Origin of the sequence: Leptospira ainazelensis, from assembly GCF_016918785.1 — a bacterium.
GTDB classification, from domain to species: Bacteria; Spirochaetota; Leptospiria; order Leptospirales; family Leptospiraceae; genus Leptospira; species Leptospira ainazelensis.
The window spans coordinates 20,507-39,501 of record NZ_JAFFPT010000040.1 but is presented as its reverse complement, the minus strand read 5'-3'; the positions used below and the strand labels follow the sequence as shown (position 1 = coordinate 39,501).

The following is an 18,995-nucleotide window of genomic DNA, read 5'->3' as shown; positions in this document are numbered from 1 at the left end:
AGAGGGATATCCTTGAAAGAAGTTGGAAAACATGAGTCGCTTCCCGGAACGGCCAAAGGGACAAAACTACCAAGATTCGTAGTAGTCGACATGAGCGTTATTTGCTGATTCGGAACGTAATTTTCGATTTTTACAATCGCTATGGAAGTTGCCCCTTCAAAATCAAATGACATAGGTTTAATAGTCGTGCTTGCAATGATAGGAGTTTTACAAATTGCCTTTGAATCCAAAGAAACCGAAATATCTGTTGGAATAACTTTAGGACTAAATTTTGAGGAACTCATCACCATTAAATTTCCAGTTAAGGGAGTAACGGTCGTATTTATGTTGGTCCCCCGAGCCAAGAAGTAACGATATGAAGACACAAAATTAAAATAGTTTTGAGGAACATCACAGGGACTATTTGCTTTATAGAAAAGTGGTGAGTATTTAGTCGGGTCCGAGGTTGTCATCTTTAGATTTATCCTTCGCCCGAATTCTAAATTTTCTACATAAGCCAAGCCGCCGACATACGGGGTGGTTAATATCGAAAAAGAAATAAACTTTAACGGCAAATCGGACGTCGTTATTTTTGGTGTTGCACAACCCGCGACGTAATTCGACGTAAAAAGCAAGGCCAACATAGAAGTGTTATCGTCTCCGTCATTTTGCTTACAATTTTGCATAGAAAGAGAAATTACAAAAATAAACAACAATAGAATCTTTCTTGTTTTCATACTAGAAATCCTTATGAGAATCTAAAACAGAAGCAAACGTCCACATATACTTTTTGATATTAAAAATTAGGACGTCATCATTCCACTTAACAAATGATAGCTTTTGGACTAATACATTTTGGCTAGAACAGTTAATATCAATGTTACAATCCAGACTTATAAATAACTCTACGGCTTGACTGATAAAAAATCATACAGCCCTCTTCATTTTTTAAGCGGATTGCACAATTATCGCGACATTCTGCATTAAGGGGATCTATTGCTTTTGAATACTCAGGATATAGACTATTGCAATTTGCCAAACATCGATCCAAACGAATGTTGCAATTTTTTATTTTTTCCTTATTGGCATTGTTTATTATTCGAATATCAGAGCTTGAATATCTTACGGATTCATTGCGATAAGGACGATAAGCTTCACAAAACTCGAATCCAATTACAAGTATTATTATGAATCTTTTCATGCGAAGGGTATATTGACACCTTATTATATTTTACAACTGAATCCATTTGAACAATAGAACCTGTTGCTCCTTGCAAGAAGAGCCTATTCCGTTTTTTCCACAATTTAAACAGAACAAAAGAATTGAAGTTATTAATTTAATAGTATTCATCTTCTTTTTAATATTCGGATAATTTCAACTTCTTCATTAACCACCACCAATGAAGGATATTATTTTTCGTTTTAAATAACCCAATTCCCTCACTTTTTCTCGAATTCATGTTCCCGCAAGCATCATACGCATAGTTCATTGTTCCCGTGCTTGCGCTTGTCGCCGTCGTCACTGCGTTCGCATGGTTTAAATAAGTTCCGTTGATCATGTAATCTGGCGCTTCCGCTACGCGGACCAGGCTCTCAGCTCCGGTCAAGTTTTCGATATTACACAAAAAGTGTGGTTCAAAATAAAACACAATAACTTGACCACGCTTCGATCCTTAATGCGAGGGAAGGTCACCTAATGCAAGAAATGCAATACTCGAATATTGAGCCCCCCGGAAGTTTTATTAAAACCGTTGCATCCTCAATATTTTTTATTTTGCTCACACTTCTCATAGCATGGATAAGTTTTCCATTTTTATCATTACATTTTTTAGAGTATTCAGATCGTGGCCAAACATTCGGACTACGTGAAAAGTCATTAGAACTTTCACCTCTGTTAAAAACCCAAATTAAAGACGGATTATCTGAACAGAACGGGTATTCATAATTAAAACGTAAATGTTCGTAGAAACTAATTCCAGAATAAGCTATTTTCTCCAAATAATTATATTCTATTTTCTTTCTTGAATACAATTCCAAAATTAGAAAGCGTGCATTGAAATCTTTATCATTTTCAATCTCTTTCAATAATTCTACATTCAGTGCTTTAAATTTATTATTTCGATCGTACAATACTTCAGTTATGTCTTCCTTGCCAACCAAGTAAATTGCAATTTCATAATTTGGCGATATATCAATCTCCGAAATAGATCGACTCCCACTCTTTAGAGGGATAAAATTCTTGTAATTGAGAGATTTAGAAACTTGAAATTCTTTCTCATTTATTTCAAATTTTACGCTACAATTACTAATCATTAATGCAAAAACAAATCCAAAAATAAAGTTAACTTTCATCTTCCGGTCCCCCATCTCCTTCAGTAGGGTCTTGTCCACCCCCGCCGCTACCCGATCCAGCATTAGAAAACCTTTGATTTATCAAATAATTAAATATAAATATTTTTATTGAATCATTAAATAAATCAGATCCATTGAATTTAAAATAAGGTTCTACCCATTTATTAAGAATCTTATCAATTTCTGGTGGGAGTATCCACGAAACAGAAAGACTTCTTAATTTAGAGATTTCAAAATTACTATTGAAATCTCTAAATTGATTCTTTAAGATTTTTTCATTCGATCTCAAATGCTTATTCACAAGGTTCAAGGATTGATTGATTTTATTCATACTTAATTGAGAACGAAAATTACTTAAATTTATTTTCCCGAAACTATTTTTAACTCCGCCCGAACTAACCCTCTTGTTAGGATTCTTCGAATCAAAGTCCTTTCCCATCGCATGACCGACAATCCTGTTAAACATGTGGATCAAACCCTTGAGACCCACATGACCGCTCGGATCACGAAAGTTCACAGGATTCCCATCCACATACATGTATCGATTCATTCCGTTAGGCGAATTCGGCATCACCAGACTGTCCGCTTGCAAAAATCTTCCCAAGGTCGGCTCGTAATATCTTGCTTTGTAAAAGTATAGACCGGATTCCTTGTCTTCAACCTGACCCGTGTATTTGTAACGGAAAATATCGGGACCATAGGAATCGTTTCTGTTGATGGAACCATAAGGTTCGTAAGAAACGTAACTCACTCCAGGTTCTGGTCCGCTCGCAGGGTTTCCGTATCCGTCGGTGATCATATTCACAGAACCCAAATGATCCGGGTGATAGAAAAACATTCCGTTCACAGGAGTTCCTCCGTTAATTCCGCCACCGGATGCACCGGAGTTTCCGTTTTGAATACTCGGAACACTCGGGTTCACGTTAGCTCCCATCGCCAAAACCCAAGGTGGATCGCCTTGACCACTTCCTCCCGGCAAGATCCCACAACCGGGAAGAGAAGTAATCACAAACATAGCCAAGAGTAACGCTGGAGTAGCCGTTCCTTTCCATGAAAGTTCATGCAGGAGCGTGTTTCCTCTTAGGAAGTAAGGATACGCGAGATAAAGAACTCCGAGTAAAATCAGAAAGTAAAGTGCGTTGTAGAGTTTTGTGGGAACTCCCTCTTGAAAGTAAGAAGAATATCCGATGAACGAATAGATCTCTTTTCCAAACCAATTCTTCCAGTAGTCTCCACAATCGATGGAAACGTCCTTGCAAAACCGTTTTGTGAGAGTTCCCACAATCGAAGTTGCAACTTGGCTTCCGTCTTCTGTCGCTGAATCACTGAGTTGTAGTGTCGCATCTTCTCTCGTCCACTGCGCCACGATCTCTCCTTCAATTCCTTTGACATACACAGTGTGTTTTTCCGGTAATCCAGAAGCTCTTACGATCTCGTAACTGTCTCCGAACGAGTAAGTTGTTGTCAGGGCCGCATCCGACACTGCCTTGATTCGATTTCCTGAATAGTCGTAGTTGTAATTGATAGAAGACGTTCCGCCGTTCGGAGTGATTTCGATCAGCTTTCCAAAGCTGTCATATCGAAGAACGTCTCCGTTTCTCGAAATCATGTTCCCGCTTGCATCATACGCATAGTTCATTGTTCCCGTGCTTGCGCTTGTTGCCGTCGTCACTGCGTTCGCATGGTTTCCGTCTGAATAGTTCAGTGTGAGATTCCCTTTTTGAAGTAAGTTCCCGTTTGCAGAGTACGAATAATTCTGGGTTCCGTATTTTCCAATCGCACTTGTGACTCTATCTAAGTTGTCTAACGTGAAATTTTGGGTTCGATTTGGGTTTAACTTGTCTTCAATCTTGGTGATGTTTCTCTTTCCGTCGTAGGTGTATTCCGTATTTCCGATCACGCTTCCATCCGGCTTTTTCGTTACGATTGCGATGGGTTTTCTTTCGATCGGTTCGTAAGCAATTTCCATTGTCACTCCGTTTCCCGTTACTCTTTTAATCTTCTTTTCGGGCGTTTCCGCTACGCGGACCAGGCTCTCAGCTCCGGTCAAGTTATTCAATCTTACACAAAAAGTGTGGTTCAAAATAAAACACAATAACTTGACCACGCTTCGATCCTTAACGCGGGATTTATTCTTCTGTGGGACTTTTGATCGAGAATAACAATGAAAAAGATTTCAATTTACGAATATGATAAACATTCAATTTTACATTAGGAAAATAACATTTGTTGCTCTACAAATCACTGAATCGATCAATGATAATAATAAGATTTTCATAGCTCCCCGAATAGTAATGTTGAAGAAAATTGATTAAAATCAAATACTTCGGAGGACTTATTTGCTACTGGGATACCGGAAGAAAAGTCGACACTATCAAAGCCGGAAGTTATCAAAACTTTCGATCCCAAAACTAAATTGGTTGTATGGAAAGATCTCTTCGATTGCATTTGTCCAGATCCCACAACTGCCATGTTTCCTGTATCATATAACTCGCAGGAAGACAAAATGGGCGTGCCTTTAAGAATTTGATGACCTCCACATAATAAAACTCTATTCGAAGATGTAGTGATAGCGGTATGCCCCACCCTAAACTCACTAATATTCCCGACCGTTGAGAATGTATTCAATCCTGAATCATACAGTTCTACTACCTTAGTATTTGAGGCGAATGGTGGAGTAGTTACTTTATAACCTCCGGTTACCAATACATTTCCATTGGCAAGAAGATTCGCCGCATGGAGAGTTCGAGAAACGCTTAAATTCCCTGATCCGGAAAATGTCAATGTACCTGGATCGAAGAGCTCGGAAGTCGCGATTGTTACTTGGCTATCGTCCAATCCCCCGATAATTAATATTTTACCATTGTTTAATTTGGTAGAAGTATGGAGACAACGATTGAAATTTAAATTTCCTACTGGAACGATTGAAAGGTTATTTGGATCGAAGAGCTCAGCACTTTTTAAAATAGAACTGGCTTTTCCCCCTGAAATTAACACTCTTCCATCGTTTAATAAGTCCATACTAAAATCTGAACGGCCTTGTATTAAATTTGGTCCACTTATTATATTATTAGTTAAAGGATCGTAAATTTCAGTTTGGGTTAAGGGAGGATCTGCATTCGAAGCCGCGCTTAATGGACTAGGATTTCCGCCGACTATGAAAACTCTTCCATCCAATAGGCGAATAGATTTAAAATTTGAACGGGCAAACTTCATGCTATTTACGTGAATAAATGAATTTTGAATAGGATCAAATTGGAAAATATCATTCAATACATTGTAACCATTTTGACCTCCTAATATCAAAATATTATTCCCGATCGGTACAGAAACGTGGCCATATCTTCCGTTCTTTTGTTTGCTAATTAATAAAAGAGAAATCAGGCCTAACTCATTATTATCACTATTTCCAGATGGATTACATTGCAGAAAAAGATAGATCCCGATTAAAAGATAAACAAATTTTATAAACATGAACTTATATAATACAAATTTAACACTTACAAGGCTCGACTCAATGCTTAATTACCAAATTCGATATTTATTTGACCGAACACTTTTATAATGAATTATACATCCGTCTACGCCCGTAAATTTTTGTATGCAACTATCTTTGCAACTTCCCCATTTCGAATAACGAATACTCATGTCCGGATTTTCTTTTTTACACTTATTGATACATAAATCCAATTTAATATTGCATGCTTTAATTTCTTCCATTTCAGCCCTCGAAATGGATTCATTTGAGTTCCGATATGTTTTCAAATCAGGAGAATGTTTCGTTTCCGAAACGGAGCAAAAATTAAGACTTACAGCTAAGAGGATTAAAATGAATATTTTCATCTGCAATTATTCACTGCGAACAATTTCAATTTATTTAATCAATCTTTGCATGATTGTTTTACTAATAAAATCAACAAGCATGAATCTAATGCCAATTGACTCGCCTCTGCTGAATTCTGCGAAGAAGACAATAAACCAGGAGCACATACACCTTCAATTAAAGCATCCTTCTGCTCTTTGCATGAAGTGAAATCAATTCCAAGTTTACCGCAGTTTAAATTATGTACAAGAATCAAAAACCAAATTAATAATTTTATTTTTTTAAATACTTTCTCCATAATCAATCATTAACGTGTGCTATAAGCCCTAAAAACATGGTTTCTTGAAGATCTAAAATAAACATGGCAACCTTCATTTAATTGTATTCTATCGGCACATTGATCTTTACAAACTTCCCGATCGGAATTTTCGAGATAGGAATAAGGATAATCAGTATTACATTTCTTAAAGCATTTATCCAATTTTATGCCGCACTCTTTAATTGCATTTACGTTTTGAATTTGTAGTTTACTAAAATTTTGTGAATTGGATGGAATAGCATTGTCTTTTCTGTTGTCGCCTATGCCACAACTATTTCCTGTGCAGAATAATAATTGAATCAATACGATTTTGAATTTCATTGGCTACATTTCTTAAATTTTTACTGTCTTGGATTAATTGGAAAGGTATTCCCTTCGTTGGGGCAACTAAATTCTTTCGTAAAGTAGCTTAAGCAAGTAGTTAAGATTAAATTAGGATTGCTTGAGTCTGCAGCTCCTGTCTGCAAAGTTAATTCTAAGTTAATCAAACAATTTTTAAATTCTTTTGAGCTTCGCGAATAGCAGCTTTGCTTGTCAGTCATACAACTTGCAAAAAGCCATGTTAAGCACACAAAAATAATTACATAACAATTTTTTTTTCATTTTGAATCTCCTTCAAAACCACAAAGGTGGCCTTCAGTTATATTATAGTAAACGCATATCAGAGCCAGCTTTCTTTTTTCGTCATCTTCTGGGGTAGGTCTAATTTTCCAATCCCACCACCCCGTTGCAAAAGTATTGATCGGCGACCTGTCGTGCTTGTCTGCTTCTCGATTATAAACCAATGCAGACGCTAAGGCCAGCGTATCGCAGAATTCTTTGCTATTATTTTTGTTGCATGTTGTATTTGCATATATTCTAACATACTCCCATGCCATCCCCCTCGAAGTTTCTAAATATTCACCTTGACCCTGAAGCATCCAACGATTCATTTTCTTAATCCCAAGGAGCTTATTTCCATTAATAGATTTAGCATTAAAATAATAACGACCCTTACCTGCAAATGTAGCATTCTGCAAAAATCTATTCCCCCCAGTCGAAATACCATTCGTTGACAGTTTCTTGTCATTACCTTTCGAATCAAAATCCTTCCCCATCGCATGACCGACAATCCTGTTAAACATGTGGATCAAACCCTTGAGACCCACATGACCGCTCGGATCACGAAAGTTCACAGGATTCCCATCCACATACATGTATCGATTCATTCCGTTAGGCGAATCCGGCATCACTTGGCTGTCCGCTTGCAAAAATCTTCCGAGAGTCGGTTCGTAATACCTTGCTTTGTAAAAGTAAAGACCGGATTCCTTGTCTTCAACCTGGCCCGTGTATTTGTAACGGAAAATATCAGGACCATAAGAATCGTTTCTGTTGATGGAACCATAAGGTTCGTAAGAAACGTAACTCACTCCAGGTTCTGGTCCAGAGGCAGGGTTTCCGTATCCGTCGGTGATCATTGTTACAGAACCAAGATGATCCGGGTGATAGAAAAACATTCCGTTTACAGGAGTTCCTCCGTTGATTCCGCCACCGGATGCACCGGAGTTTCCGTTTTGAATACTCGGAACACTTGGGTTCACGTTAGCTCCCATCGCTAAAACCCAAGGTGGATCGCCTTGACCACTTCCTCCCGGTAGAATTCCACAACCGGGAAGAGAAGTAATCACAAACATAGCCAAGAGTAACGCTGGAGTAGCCGTTCCTTTCCATGAAAGTTCATGCAGGAGCGTGTTTCCTCTTAGGAAGTAAGGATACGCGAGATAAAGAACTCCGAGTAAAATCAGAAAGTAAAGTGCGTTGTAGAGTTTTGTGGGAACTCCCTCTTGAAAGTAAGAAGAATATCCGATGAACGAATAGATCTCTTTTCCTACCCGATTCTTCCAGTAGTCTCCACAATCGATGGAAACGTCCTTGCAAAAAGGTTTTGTGAGAGTTCCCACAATCGAAGTTGCAACTTGGCTTCCGTCTTCTGTCACTGAATCACTGAGTTGAAGTGTCGCATCTTCTCTCGTCCACTGCGCCACGATCTCTCCTTCGATTCCTTTGACATACACAGTGTGTTTTTCCGGTAATCCAGAAGCTCTTACGATCTCGTAACTGTCTCCGAAAGAGTAAGTTGTTGTCAGGGCCGCATCCGACACTGCCTTGATTCGATTTCCTGAATAGTCGTAGTTGTAATTGATAGAAGCCGTTCCGCCGTTCGGAGTGATTTCGATCAATTTTCCAAAGCTGTCATATCGAAGAACGTCTCCGTTTCTCGAAACCATGTTCCCGCTTGCATCATACGCATAGTTCATTGTTCCCGTGCTTGCGCTTGTCGCAGTCGTCACTGCGTTCGCATGGTTTAAATAAGCTCCGTTGATCATGTATTCGGGCGTTTCCGCTACGCGGACCAGGCTCTCAGCTCCGGTCAAGTTATTCAATCTTACACAAAAAGTGTGGTTCAAAATAAAACGCAATAACTTGACCACGCTTCGATCCTTAACGCGGGGGAACTGAAGAAATGCAATTAATCATCTAATAATTACTAAGATCTTGGGACAAGATCTTAGTAATATTTTTAATTCAAGTATCCCAAGTGGCCAATTTTACAATTAATAGTAAATGGTTGGCCGCTATTTACTCCGACCAAAGTAGTCGTGGTCGCACTTTCAATACAATTATCCACATCACTTTCATAATAGTATCCATTATCCTTTAATCCTGAAACCACGACTACCAAAGAAATAATAAAACTATTTGGATTCTTAATATTTACAGCAAGCGGGAGCGTTGCTGACAAAATTTTTCTTTTCGCTTCAGATCCAGTGACACCTTTATATCCTGTAAATGAACAACTTGATAGGACCAAAATAATTAAAACAAAACTAACCTTTGTCATTTTCATTTCTATTATTGAATTCTCACATACAACACCAATCCTAAAATAGAAACCTTGGACTGATGTAAGCATAACCGACGATCCAGACTTTATAAGGATATTCTAGAAAATGTATCCCGCACCGAAATACCATAATTGCAGCGAGTCCGTCTTTTCCTGTGTATATTCGTGCTTTTTAATTTCAGAAGATAAGGCTGTCTGGATATCGACCGAACTATTTAACTCATTATATTGTCTGTATTTAGATCTTGATACTATCAATTCGTATCCTAAAAACAATCGGAGCCTATCAAAAAATAAATAAGAAATTTCTGAATTAAAATCAAATCCATGAAATTGGATCACATTATTTCCTTTGGAAATATAAATGTAATTTATATTGATTGTTTCAAAATTGTATTTAGCTTGGCCTTGCGTATAAAAATAATCTAAATTTAACCGAAAGAATAACGAAGAAATCAAATGTAACTCAGATCGAAAGCTAACTTGAGGACCATAAGTATTTATTATATTTGAATAATTTGAAACAGACGCTACATATCTAATATATTCTGGAATGAAATCTGGATATTGTCGCTCCCGTATTATGGATAATTTTCTTATACCCCCTCCAATTCCAAATGTTAATCGACCGTTATTGAATACCTCCTTTGTGATCGCGAATTTATTCTCGACTCTGTACGGATGTATATCGTAAATAAATGCTGTGCCCACTTCGGATTGCTCTGAACCTCGTGGACCAAGCACTCCAGCATATTTGAAGTTTATTTTAAAATACTGGGAATAAACTAAATAATTATAATCGAAGGTGAGTTTACGAGAGTGATTCTTATATATAAAACCTAAACTAGTATAACCAGGATTCTCAAATTTTCTATCTCGGCTCGGCTTATCATAACTGCTTAAATAACCATTGCTTGCAGAGTTTCCTAATGAAGAGTTTGAATCCGATTCTCTCTGCAGTGATTCAGAAGACCAGGTTCCTGAGTTCAATCGAAAATAAGGCTCGAAAGAATGCTTTTTTTGATTTTTAAGGTCAGAAGTATCGGCATTCAAATTCTCTAATTTTTGTGAATACGTTCGTGTCGAGAATAGCAGAAAGAATACTATCAAATACATTGAATTATTTTTCATTTTAATTTCCTATTGTTGTTAGTTACGAAAATCTCTTCCCATCTTAAGATCCGCCACCTTGCTGTAATGAACAAGCAAATATCCACAACGATATGAATTGCGCCTGCTTTGTCGCTTCTGTTGAGCTACCTGGGGACGTTGTTTGCGAGCCTGCGCTTCCTGAGGTACCTGTATTATCACCTGAAGTTGTTCCTCCACCATTATTTGAATTTGCAGCATTTTGAACATTCGGATTAAACAAAAATATCGCAGCTGACTGAGATGCCCCACAAGAAGCACCGGCGTCTACATTTTCATCAGGTGAAGGAAACGCTCTTTGGGAAAATTTTTCAAAATTCCAATTTTGTCGACTTTTTGGAATGTACGTCGCTCTTTGAATACCTTTTCCTACTCCACCTACTGTTTTTTCAAGATCCGATTTCTTGTTATCTCGATGAATTTTATTTCCAATACCATAACCTAACATAAAGCCTTGCTCTGGGGTTAGACCGAATTGCGGAGCCGTGATGGCTCCCATAAGTCCCCAAGCAAGTGGCGTTGATATGCTATTCCCACTAACATCACGAAAGTTCACAGGATTTCCATCCACATACATGTATCGATTCATTCCGTTCGGTGAATCCGGCATCACTTGACTGTCTGCTTGCAAAAATCTTCCGAGAGTTGGTTCGTAATACCTTGCTTTGTAAAAGTAAAGTCCTGACTCTTTGTCTTCAACCTGACCCGTATATTTGTAACGGAAAATATCGGGACCATAAGAATCATTTCTGTTGATGGAACCATAAGGTTCATAAGAAACGTAACTCACTCCAGGTTCAGGCCCGCTCGCTGGGTTTCCGTATCCGTCGGTGATCATATTCACAGAACCAAGATGATCCGGGTGATAGAAAAACATTCCGTTTACAGGAGTTCCACCGTTGATTCCTCCACCGGATGCGCCGGAGTTTCCGTTTTGGATACTCGGAACACTCGGGTTCACGTTAGCTCCCATCGCCAAAACCCACGGTGGATCGCCTTGACCACTTCCTCCCGGTAGAATTCCACAACCGGGAAGAGAAGTAATCACAAACATAGCCAAGAGTAATGCTGGAGTAGCCGTTCCTTTCCATGAAAGCTCTTGCAGAAGCGTGTTTCCTCTTAGGAAGTAAGGATACGCGAGATAAAGAACTCCGAGTAAAATCAGAAAGTAAAGTGCGTTGTAGAGTTTTGTGGGAACTCCCTCTTGAAAGTAAGAAGAATATCCGATGAACGAATAGATCTCTTTTCCTACCCGATTCTTCCAGTAGTCTCCACAATCGATGGAAACGTCCTTGCAAAACCGTTTTGTCAGAGTTCCTACGATCGAGGTTGCAACTTGATTCTTCTCGTCTGTCGCTAAATCACTGAGTTGTAGTGTCGCATCTTCTCTCGTCCATTGCGCCACAATCTCTCCTTCGATTCCTTTGACATACACAGTGTGTTTTTCCGGTAATCCAGAAGCTCTTACGATCTCGTAACTGTCTCCAAAGGAGTAAGTTGTTGTCAGGGCCGCATCCGACACTGCCTTGATTCGATTTCCTGAATAGTCGTAGTTGTAATTGATAGAAGCCGTTCCGCCATTTGGTGTGATTTCGATCAGTTTTCCAAAGCTGTCATATCGAAGAACGTCTCCGTTTCTCGAAACCATGTTCCCGCTTGCATCATACGCATAGTTCATTGTTCCCGTGCTTGCGCTTGTCGCAGTCGTCACTGCGTTCGCATGGTTTCCGTCTGAATAGTTCAGTGTGAGATTCCCTTTTTGAAGTAAGTTCCCGTTTGCAGAGTAAGAATAATTCTGGGTTCCGTATTTTCCAATCGCACTTGTGACTCTATCCAAGTTGTCTAACGTGAAATTTTGGGTTCGATTTGGGTTTAACTTGTCTTCAATCTTGGTGATGTTTCTCTTTCCGTCGTAGGTGTATTCCGTATTTCCGATCACGCTTCCATCCGGCTTTTTCGTTACGATTGCGATGGGTTTTCTTTCGATCGGTTCGTAAGCAATTTCCATTGTCACTCCGTTTCCTGTTACTCTTCGGATCGATGGATTTCCGTTCGTATCCAGATACGGTCCTTGATAACTTACGACGCTGTGGCCAATGCTCGTTCCGTCTGCCGAATCCATCGTGATATTTCCAATCGTTCCATTGATCGTATATTGATTGTGAGTTTTCGTTCCATCGGGATATGTTTGAGTCAGCGGTCTACTCAAGGAATCGTAATCCGTTTTGAAAATCGCGATGATGTCATCGACGAACTTTTTCTTTTGAGTGACTTCTCCCCTTTGACTGTAAGAGAATTCTGTTTTCCCCGTTCCGTCGGTAACTTGTGTTACACGTCCTCTGGAAAAGGGAACGCTTCCGTCATCATACACAAACTGAATCGGTGCCTCGGGCCCATTTGTGCTTTGGGTAAGAATTCTTCCCAAACCGTCATAGGTAAAGCTGTTCGTCTTTCCTCTTGCGTCGGTTTGACTCGCGATTCTCCAATTCGTATCATAGGTAAGAGAAATCGTTCCAGAATTTGGATCTTGCGTTGAGATTTTTCGTCCTAACGAATCGTAGCCGAACGTTGTCACGAGTCCTCCCGGATCGGTAATACTCGCAATTCCACCAAACGGAGAATACGAATACTGAGTCGTTCTTCCTTGATTGACTCGGCTTACAACCTGCCCCAGTTCGTTTTTTGTCTCGCTCACAGTGGAAGTAAGACCGTCGGGATACAAAGTCGATTTTGTTTCCGTAAAACCGGAACGGGTCACATTGGTTTGAATCGTTCCGTTAGCGCTCGGCTCCAAGATCGTAGTCAAATTTCCATCTGGATCATTGTATTGATATCTTGTCTGTTGCGGAGCCTGAATACTCAAATATGAATTGGATTGTTGAACCAATTGTCCATGGGTATAATCATAGACGCTATCCTGGATCTGACTCACGCCTGAAAGCGACGTATTGCTAACAGAGCGGATCGTTTTGCCCATCGGATCTTCGAAAATTTGAGTCGTGCTTGTATTTCCACTGTTTGCATCGATGACATTCTTTGTAACTGATTCGTTATTCGAAAGATCATTCAGATCAAAAAGACCAGTATTCGAGTAAGAAAACGTTTCATTCGGACTGGAGTTTCCAGGATAGGTAACGCTCAAAATTCTTCCATACGCGTCATACGACATCGAAGTTGTCGCGCCGTTCGGATCGGTTTTGGAAAGTTCCAAACCAAGCTCGGGATCATAGACACAAGTTGAGCTGTGGCCCAGAGCGTTGGTCTTTGCGATAGGAAAAAGATTTAAGGAAGAATCATAAACGATCGTGCTCACTCCACCACCCGCGTCCGTAACCGAAGTCACATTCCCAAACGAATCATAACCAAAAGTCGAAGGCAAAGGAGATGCACTCGAAGGAAATTGAGTTTGGGTAAGAATCTTGTCTCCCGAATAAATCAGTTGTGTGTCACTCACCCAGGTTCCGTCTACATTCTTTCTTGATCTTAATACTCTTCCGATTCTCCAAGCCGCCGTATCATGCACATACTGAGTCGTATTTGTAACCGTATGAGAACCTAAAGAATCAGTCTCGCTCGTAACAAAGCCGAAGGAATCATAGGCGATGGATTTGGAAGAGGTGGTGACTAAGTTTCCATTTTGATAAACGTTCGAGGTAACGGCACCCGCAACCGCAATCTCTGTCCCAAATGGATTTGGAAAACTAAAGGAAGAATTGTTCGAAGAACTCAAGAGATTGTTGAGCGCGTTGTAACTTCTCGTGTTTTGTGGAATCCCAGCCAAACGAAAGTCGTTCTGAAAATAATCCGTAATCGAATAAAACCCCGTATCCACATCGGTTTCTTTCACGGAAGCAAAACCCAAACCTCTTGCAACTCCTCTTGTACCGAGAAACATTCGATTGTTTGAATATTGATAATTTGTTCTTTTGACAATCCCTGCGGAAAGCTCCTGGGTCGTTTGAACCGCTAGATAACTCGGAGAAGTGTTGGGAAGATTTGGATAATTCCCGGAACCTGCAACCACAGCTCCCGTATGTAGGTTTGCAAGACCGTATTGAATCAAAGACCTTTGACCACCGGAGTTGTTCGAAACGATTTGGAGCATATCTTCTCCTGAGTTTCGAGCCGCATTGTAACGATAGGAGATTTGTCCGGCTGTTTTGTCCGCCGAAATGTAGGCGACACTGAGATCGGAAATACCGTCGTTATTCATATCTTGAAGCCAGATTTGATACGAGTCGGAACGTTTGATTCCGGAAGCGTCGTTGAATTCATTAAAGGAAAAACTTCCAAAAGAATACGAAGAATTCAGTGCAAAACTTCCATCCCCTCTGGAAAGATAGGTTTCGTATTGGTTGTTTGTCAAATTCATCAAAACCAAATCCGGAAAACCGTCTCCGTTCACTTCCCCAAAATTAAACTGAATCAATTTAGTAGGATCTCCAGAGTTCAAAGAAGTAGAGATCGGACCGGTGAATCCGTTTCCGGTAAAAAGAGAAACAAAAGCTTGGGTTCCGGAAAACGTGATCAAGTCCAAATTTCCGTCTCCGTTTGTATCTACAAGAGTACTTTTGTGCGGATCAACTGGACCACTGATCGGAAAGCTTCTCACCTGAGATGTTCCGTTGCTTACATTAAAAGATCGGATTTGAATTGAGTAAGTTGCATTCCCCCCGGTTCCTGCGGCAAGGATCGCGCCGATCTGCGTACTAATCGTCTGACTCTGTTGAGCCAAGGGTCCAATTTCTGCCGCTACGATATTTTGAAGGTCACTTGTTAGACTTGCGGCATTGGCCGGAGTCAAAGTGGTTCCTCCACTCGAACCTTGCAAAGCAAGAACGATCTGAAAACAACCCAAACCGCAATGAGTATCAAAGTAGTCGATCAAATACTGAAACTCGGTCGGGTTGATCGAGGTCGCATTTCCAGACCCAATCAAATCCACAACGTCCTGCGCTCTTTGATTTTGTTGTTGGAAAGTATTCATCTGACCATTCAGTGCATCTCTTTGTCCGCTGAGACCAATCAAAACCGAATTGTCATACGATTGAACCAACTGAATGTGATCCGCTTTTCCATCCCCCGTCATGTCAATCATCGCATTGATAAAAAAGTCGGAAGAACCTGCGACAGATATCGGATTGTCAAAAAAAGTTTTCCGGTTGATATAGATTTGATAAGAACCTCCGGAGAAGTGAACAAAATCAACCAGATCGTCTCCGTTCAAATCTGCAAAATAATCTTTTAACGCTCTGTCATTCGTAACCGGGGTCGGGTTCTGTGGAGAATATTGAAATTGATATTCGTAAGGACTAAAAATCGTCATGTTCCGATTGGCTCCGTCCATACTCACGTTCCCAAATGGAGTCGGAGAAGAAAAAGAATTTCCATTCGAATACACTACCCAAAGGTTTCCGTTGTATTCATAAGCAAAATCCGTTTTACCGTCCCCGTTCAGATCAACTGCTTGATAGAATGTGTTGTAATAAATGGGAAGACTTGCGCTATTCGCAAACGCAGCAGAAGACCCGTTGGCTAAAATCAAATTCCCGGAAAGATGAATGTTTCCGCTATTCTGATCGCCGTTTAACGTCGCAAAGTCGCTAACTCCGTCACCGTTTACGTCCATCGACACCCACGCGACGAGTGCAGTATCAATTCCGTTTAGACATCCATTCACACCACCCCAGCCTTGAAAGGCCGCGCAGTTTGTCGCCACGTAGTTAAAGAATGCGGGATTGCCGCCCGTACACATTGGAATAATCGCACACAAACAAGAAGCAAGACCTGCGTTACAAGCGTTCCTGTCGGGGACAGGCATTTTCACGATGAACTGCATAGCAAGATTCACGTTGGAATCCAAAAAAGTCGGGTGATACGGTAACTCTTGGTTGAAAAATACGTTGGCGATATCCAATAAAAAGTCCGGAACAAACACAGGAACCGTACCAAGATTCGATCGATTTGTGGTATTGACTCCAACGATAGAAAACTCACCCGCGTGATCGGAATAAGAAAATGTAAGATCATCAAAATTTTCGGCTCCGAAGTTGTTGCTCCCAGAACGTTTGAGAGTTTGCAAAATCGAACGACCCGTAACCGGACCCGTTGTATAGTCCAGGTCGTATTTTCTAAAAGAACTTCCTGCAATAAAGACCTCGATCGTATCGAGTCTCCTCTGAGTTCTTACAATCGAACCTTGGGTATAATTAGGAAACTTGTCGTTTCGATTTTCATAAGTGAAATCGATCGTGCGATCATTGTAAGAAATCTGAGAAGGATAATAATCTCCGTTTGAATTGTCCATCGGAGTATAAGTGACGTTGTAACCGTTTCCAAAAGAATCTTCTTCCCGACTCAAAGCCCATTCCCGGATAGAACCCGCAGTTCTTCCAATCGCAAGAATTTTAGAATCCGGAGTTCCGCCAAAGGTAAATTTTCTTCCGTCTTTGTCAGTTGCCACCCAAGAACAAGGACCGTCCCCGCAGTTTCCTTGAGGAACAAATAAAATCCAGGATTCTTTCCTGGAATGAAAAGCCGAACGATTTCCGCTAACATCGATTAGCTCCCCTGCTAAAGAGGACGAGTAAGAATCGGTTCCGTTATACGAAATTCCAAAAGATGGATTTCTTGATATTGTATGAATGCCTGAAAGATCCCAACCGACACCCACGACTCCATTTCCACCTCTTGAATTGTAAGTGAGAACAAGAGAAGGAACCACACCTTTCGTTCCTTGGGGAACTCCAATCGGAATCGATGTGGAGGCAGAACCATCGTGATTTACTTCGATGACGGGAAGTTTTTGAGGAATCCCCGTTGTAACGGCCGCCGCCATCGTGCTAAAAAAGTTTTGAACCGAACGAATGAGAGAAAAGTTAAGAACAAAGAGGATAACAAAGCTTAAAGTAAAAATGCGAAGTCCGCGTGATTTCATCCAAAAACTCCAGTTCTATTTGTATCAAAGTAACTATTTCACCCAGAATTTCTAAAAACAGAAACGCCTAGATAATGATACTATTTTGACACTTTTAAAAACTTACGACGAACTAGGAAATATTTTTTGTAATTTATACATTCTTAGAAGTTTTTGAATTATAATAAACGTTGTACTAAGGAATAAACAACAATCCTTAGTACAACCTTTCGCTAATTGTAGTTGGTATCCAATAATATTCTGCTATACTAAAACAGACTTGCCTATCGGCAAAACAACAATATCTACTAACGTTGCTGCCACATAATTTACTCACGCTAAAATCGATTTCCCCGTGACCCGAAGGATATCATAACTCTTCGGAAGCGCATCTTATTCTCGATCCTAAGCCGCCCTTTGTTCATTGATCGAATAAAAATTGCCCCAGGATTGTATGATCCACTCTCCATTCGCGCGAATCGCTACTTACTATATGAGCAATCATGTTCTTCATCATGATTGCGATTCTTGAACGATCAATTATAGTCAAAGCAAAGTTTAGTTAAATTGGAGAAGAGATAAAAACCCTACGTTCTAAATCCAAAAAGAAAAAGAAAGCTTTGTCAACTCGATTCGAACCCAGAAATTCGTGCTGAGTATTTCATTCCTTACTATAAATTGCTGGAAGATATTTTTTTACCTCTTTATTGCATTCTTTAAGTTTTTCATAATATTGATAGCAATTAAGTATTTGAAATGAAATTCGGGCTTCTCGACTTTGATTAGCTTCTGCTGTTGCATTAGCACCCAATGGAGAGGCTAAAAGTAGTTGCAACGCATTACAACTGTCATCACTAGCATCAAAAATACCTCCTTTTTTTAAGTTATTTTTACATGCATCTCTTGCTGTTCCAATGGAACAATTTAAGAATAAGAGAATGAACAATATTAATATTGCTACTTTATTTCTGTTCTTCATTTCACAATCTCCATTTCTTTGGTTTCCATATATTATTGTATCTTCCTTTCGGAACAAACAAAGCTCGATTAGCGCCTAACCACAAATAACCGTAGCCGTTTTGTATCGAAAAGATTGTTGTGCCAACTACGAACGCATGCGCATCGAAAATCGTTGTCGGCGTAGCCGAGCTTATTTCCCAGAAAAATTTAGAGGACTTCAAGCATTTCATAAAGCATTAAAGATTACGAATGTTCTGACAAATGTTTATAAATCGTTTGTGAGTAAAATTTAAAATACGAAATACGGGAATACTATTTCAAATCCTTTGACTCAGGGGAAAATAGCTTAATGATAAAGTCGCCTTCACATCTCTGCTCCTTTTCAAGTGATTTCTCGTTTAAAAAATAGTAATATGCGAAATTCACTGACTTGTTTGTTGCATATTGCTCCTCGTTTACTTTGTCCTTTCCTGCCTCCGATAGCAACAACGTCAAGATCATATCCCTTTCGAAAGTAATACTAGCTAAATCCTCTCGACAATTTACCCTCTCTGAATCGGCAACACAAGAAACCAAAAGCAAAAGAATCAAAGGTAAGATCTTTAAATTCATA

At 39.8% G+C, this 18,995-nt stretch carries 10 protein-coding genes and 1 pseudogene; all 11 read right to left on the bottom strand.

Annotated features, from left to right (window positions below; translation table 11 throughout):
• The coding region (locus JWG44_RS10870) for a hypothetical protein (protein WP_205274976.1) at nt 1-716 on the bottom strand (716 nt) is incomplete at its 3' end.
• 952 nt (nt 717-1,668) lie between these two features.
• A complete protein-coding gene (locus tag JWG44_RS10865) occupies nt 1,669-2,331 on the bottom strand; it encodes a hypothetical protein (protein WP_205274975.1) in 663 nt (220 codons plus the stop codon).
• Complete coding sequence (locus tag JWG44_RS10860) at nt 2,321-3,970, bottom strand: RHS repeat domain-containing protein (protein WP_232371603.1); 1,650 nt, start codon at nt 3,968-3,970, stop codon at nt 2,321-2,323. Before JWG44_RS10860 ends, JWG44_RS10865 begins: the two co-directional genes overlap by 11 nt.
• A gap of 635 nt (nt 3,971-4,605) precedes the next feature.
• The gene (locus JWG44_RS10855; RefSeq protein ID WP_205274973.1) at nt 4,606-5,805 is read right to left on the bottom strand and encodes a Kelch repeat-containing protein; all 1,200 of its coding nucleotides are present in this window, start codon (nt 5,803-5,805) and stop codon (nt 4,606-4,608) included.
• A gap of 407 nt (nt 5,806-6,212) precedes the next feature.
• The gene (locus JWG44_RS10850; protein ID WP_205274972.1) at nt 6,213-6,452 is read right to left on the bottom strand and encodes a hypothetical protein; all 240 of its coding nucleotides are present in this window, start codon (nt 6,450-6,452) and stop codon (nt 6,213-6,215) included.
• A 620-nt stretch (nt 6,453-7,072) separates the two neighbouring features.
• Nucleotides 7,073-8,842, bottom strand: a pseudogene (locus tag JWG44_RS10845) (RHS repeat-associated core domain-containing protein); the annotation flags it as partial.
• A gap of 191 nt (nt 8,843-9,033) precedes the next feature.
• Nucleotides 9,034-9,426: a TIGR04452 family lipoprotein gene (locus JWG44_RS10840; protein ID WP_205274971.1), complete on the bottom strand. Its 393-nt coding sequence runs from the start codon at nt 9,424-9,426 to the stop codon at nt 9,034-9,036.
• Nucleotides 9,427-9,456: 30 nt separating this feature from the next.
• The gene (locus JWG44_RS10835; protein ID WP_205274970.1) at nt 9,457-10,488 is read right to left on the bottom strand and encodes an LA_2444/LA_4059 family outer membrane protein; all 1,032 of its coding nucleotides are present in this window, start codon (nt 10,486-10,488) and stop codon (nt 9,457-9,459) included.
• 43 nt (nt 10,489-10,531) lie between these two features.
• Nucleotides 10,532-17,443, bottom strand: coding sequence for an RHS repeat-associated core domain-containing protein (locus JWG44_RS10830; protein WP_205274969.1), 6,912 nt, complete (start codon nt 17,441-17,443; stop codon nt 10,532-10,534).
• A gap of 640 nt (nt 17,444-18,083) precedes the next feature.
• The gene (locus JWG44_RS10825; RefSeq protein WP_205274968.1) at nt 18,084-18,401 is read right to left on the bottom strand and encodes a hypothetical protein; all 318 of its coding nucleotides are present in this window, start codon (nt 18,399-18,401) and stop codon (nt 18,084-18,086) included.
• A gap of 293 nt (nt 18,402-18,694) precedes the next feature.
• A complete protein-coding gene (locus tag JWG44_RS22310) occupies nt 18,695-18,994 on the bottom strand; it encodes a hypothetical protein (protein WP_232371601.1) in 300 nt (99 codons plus the stop codon).
• Nucleotide 18,995: the final 1 nt, after the last annotated feature.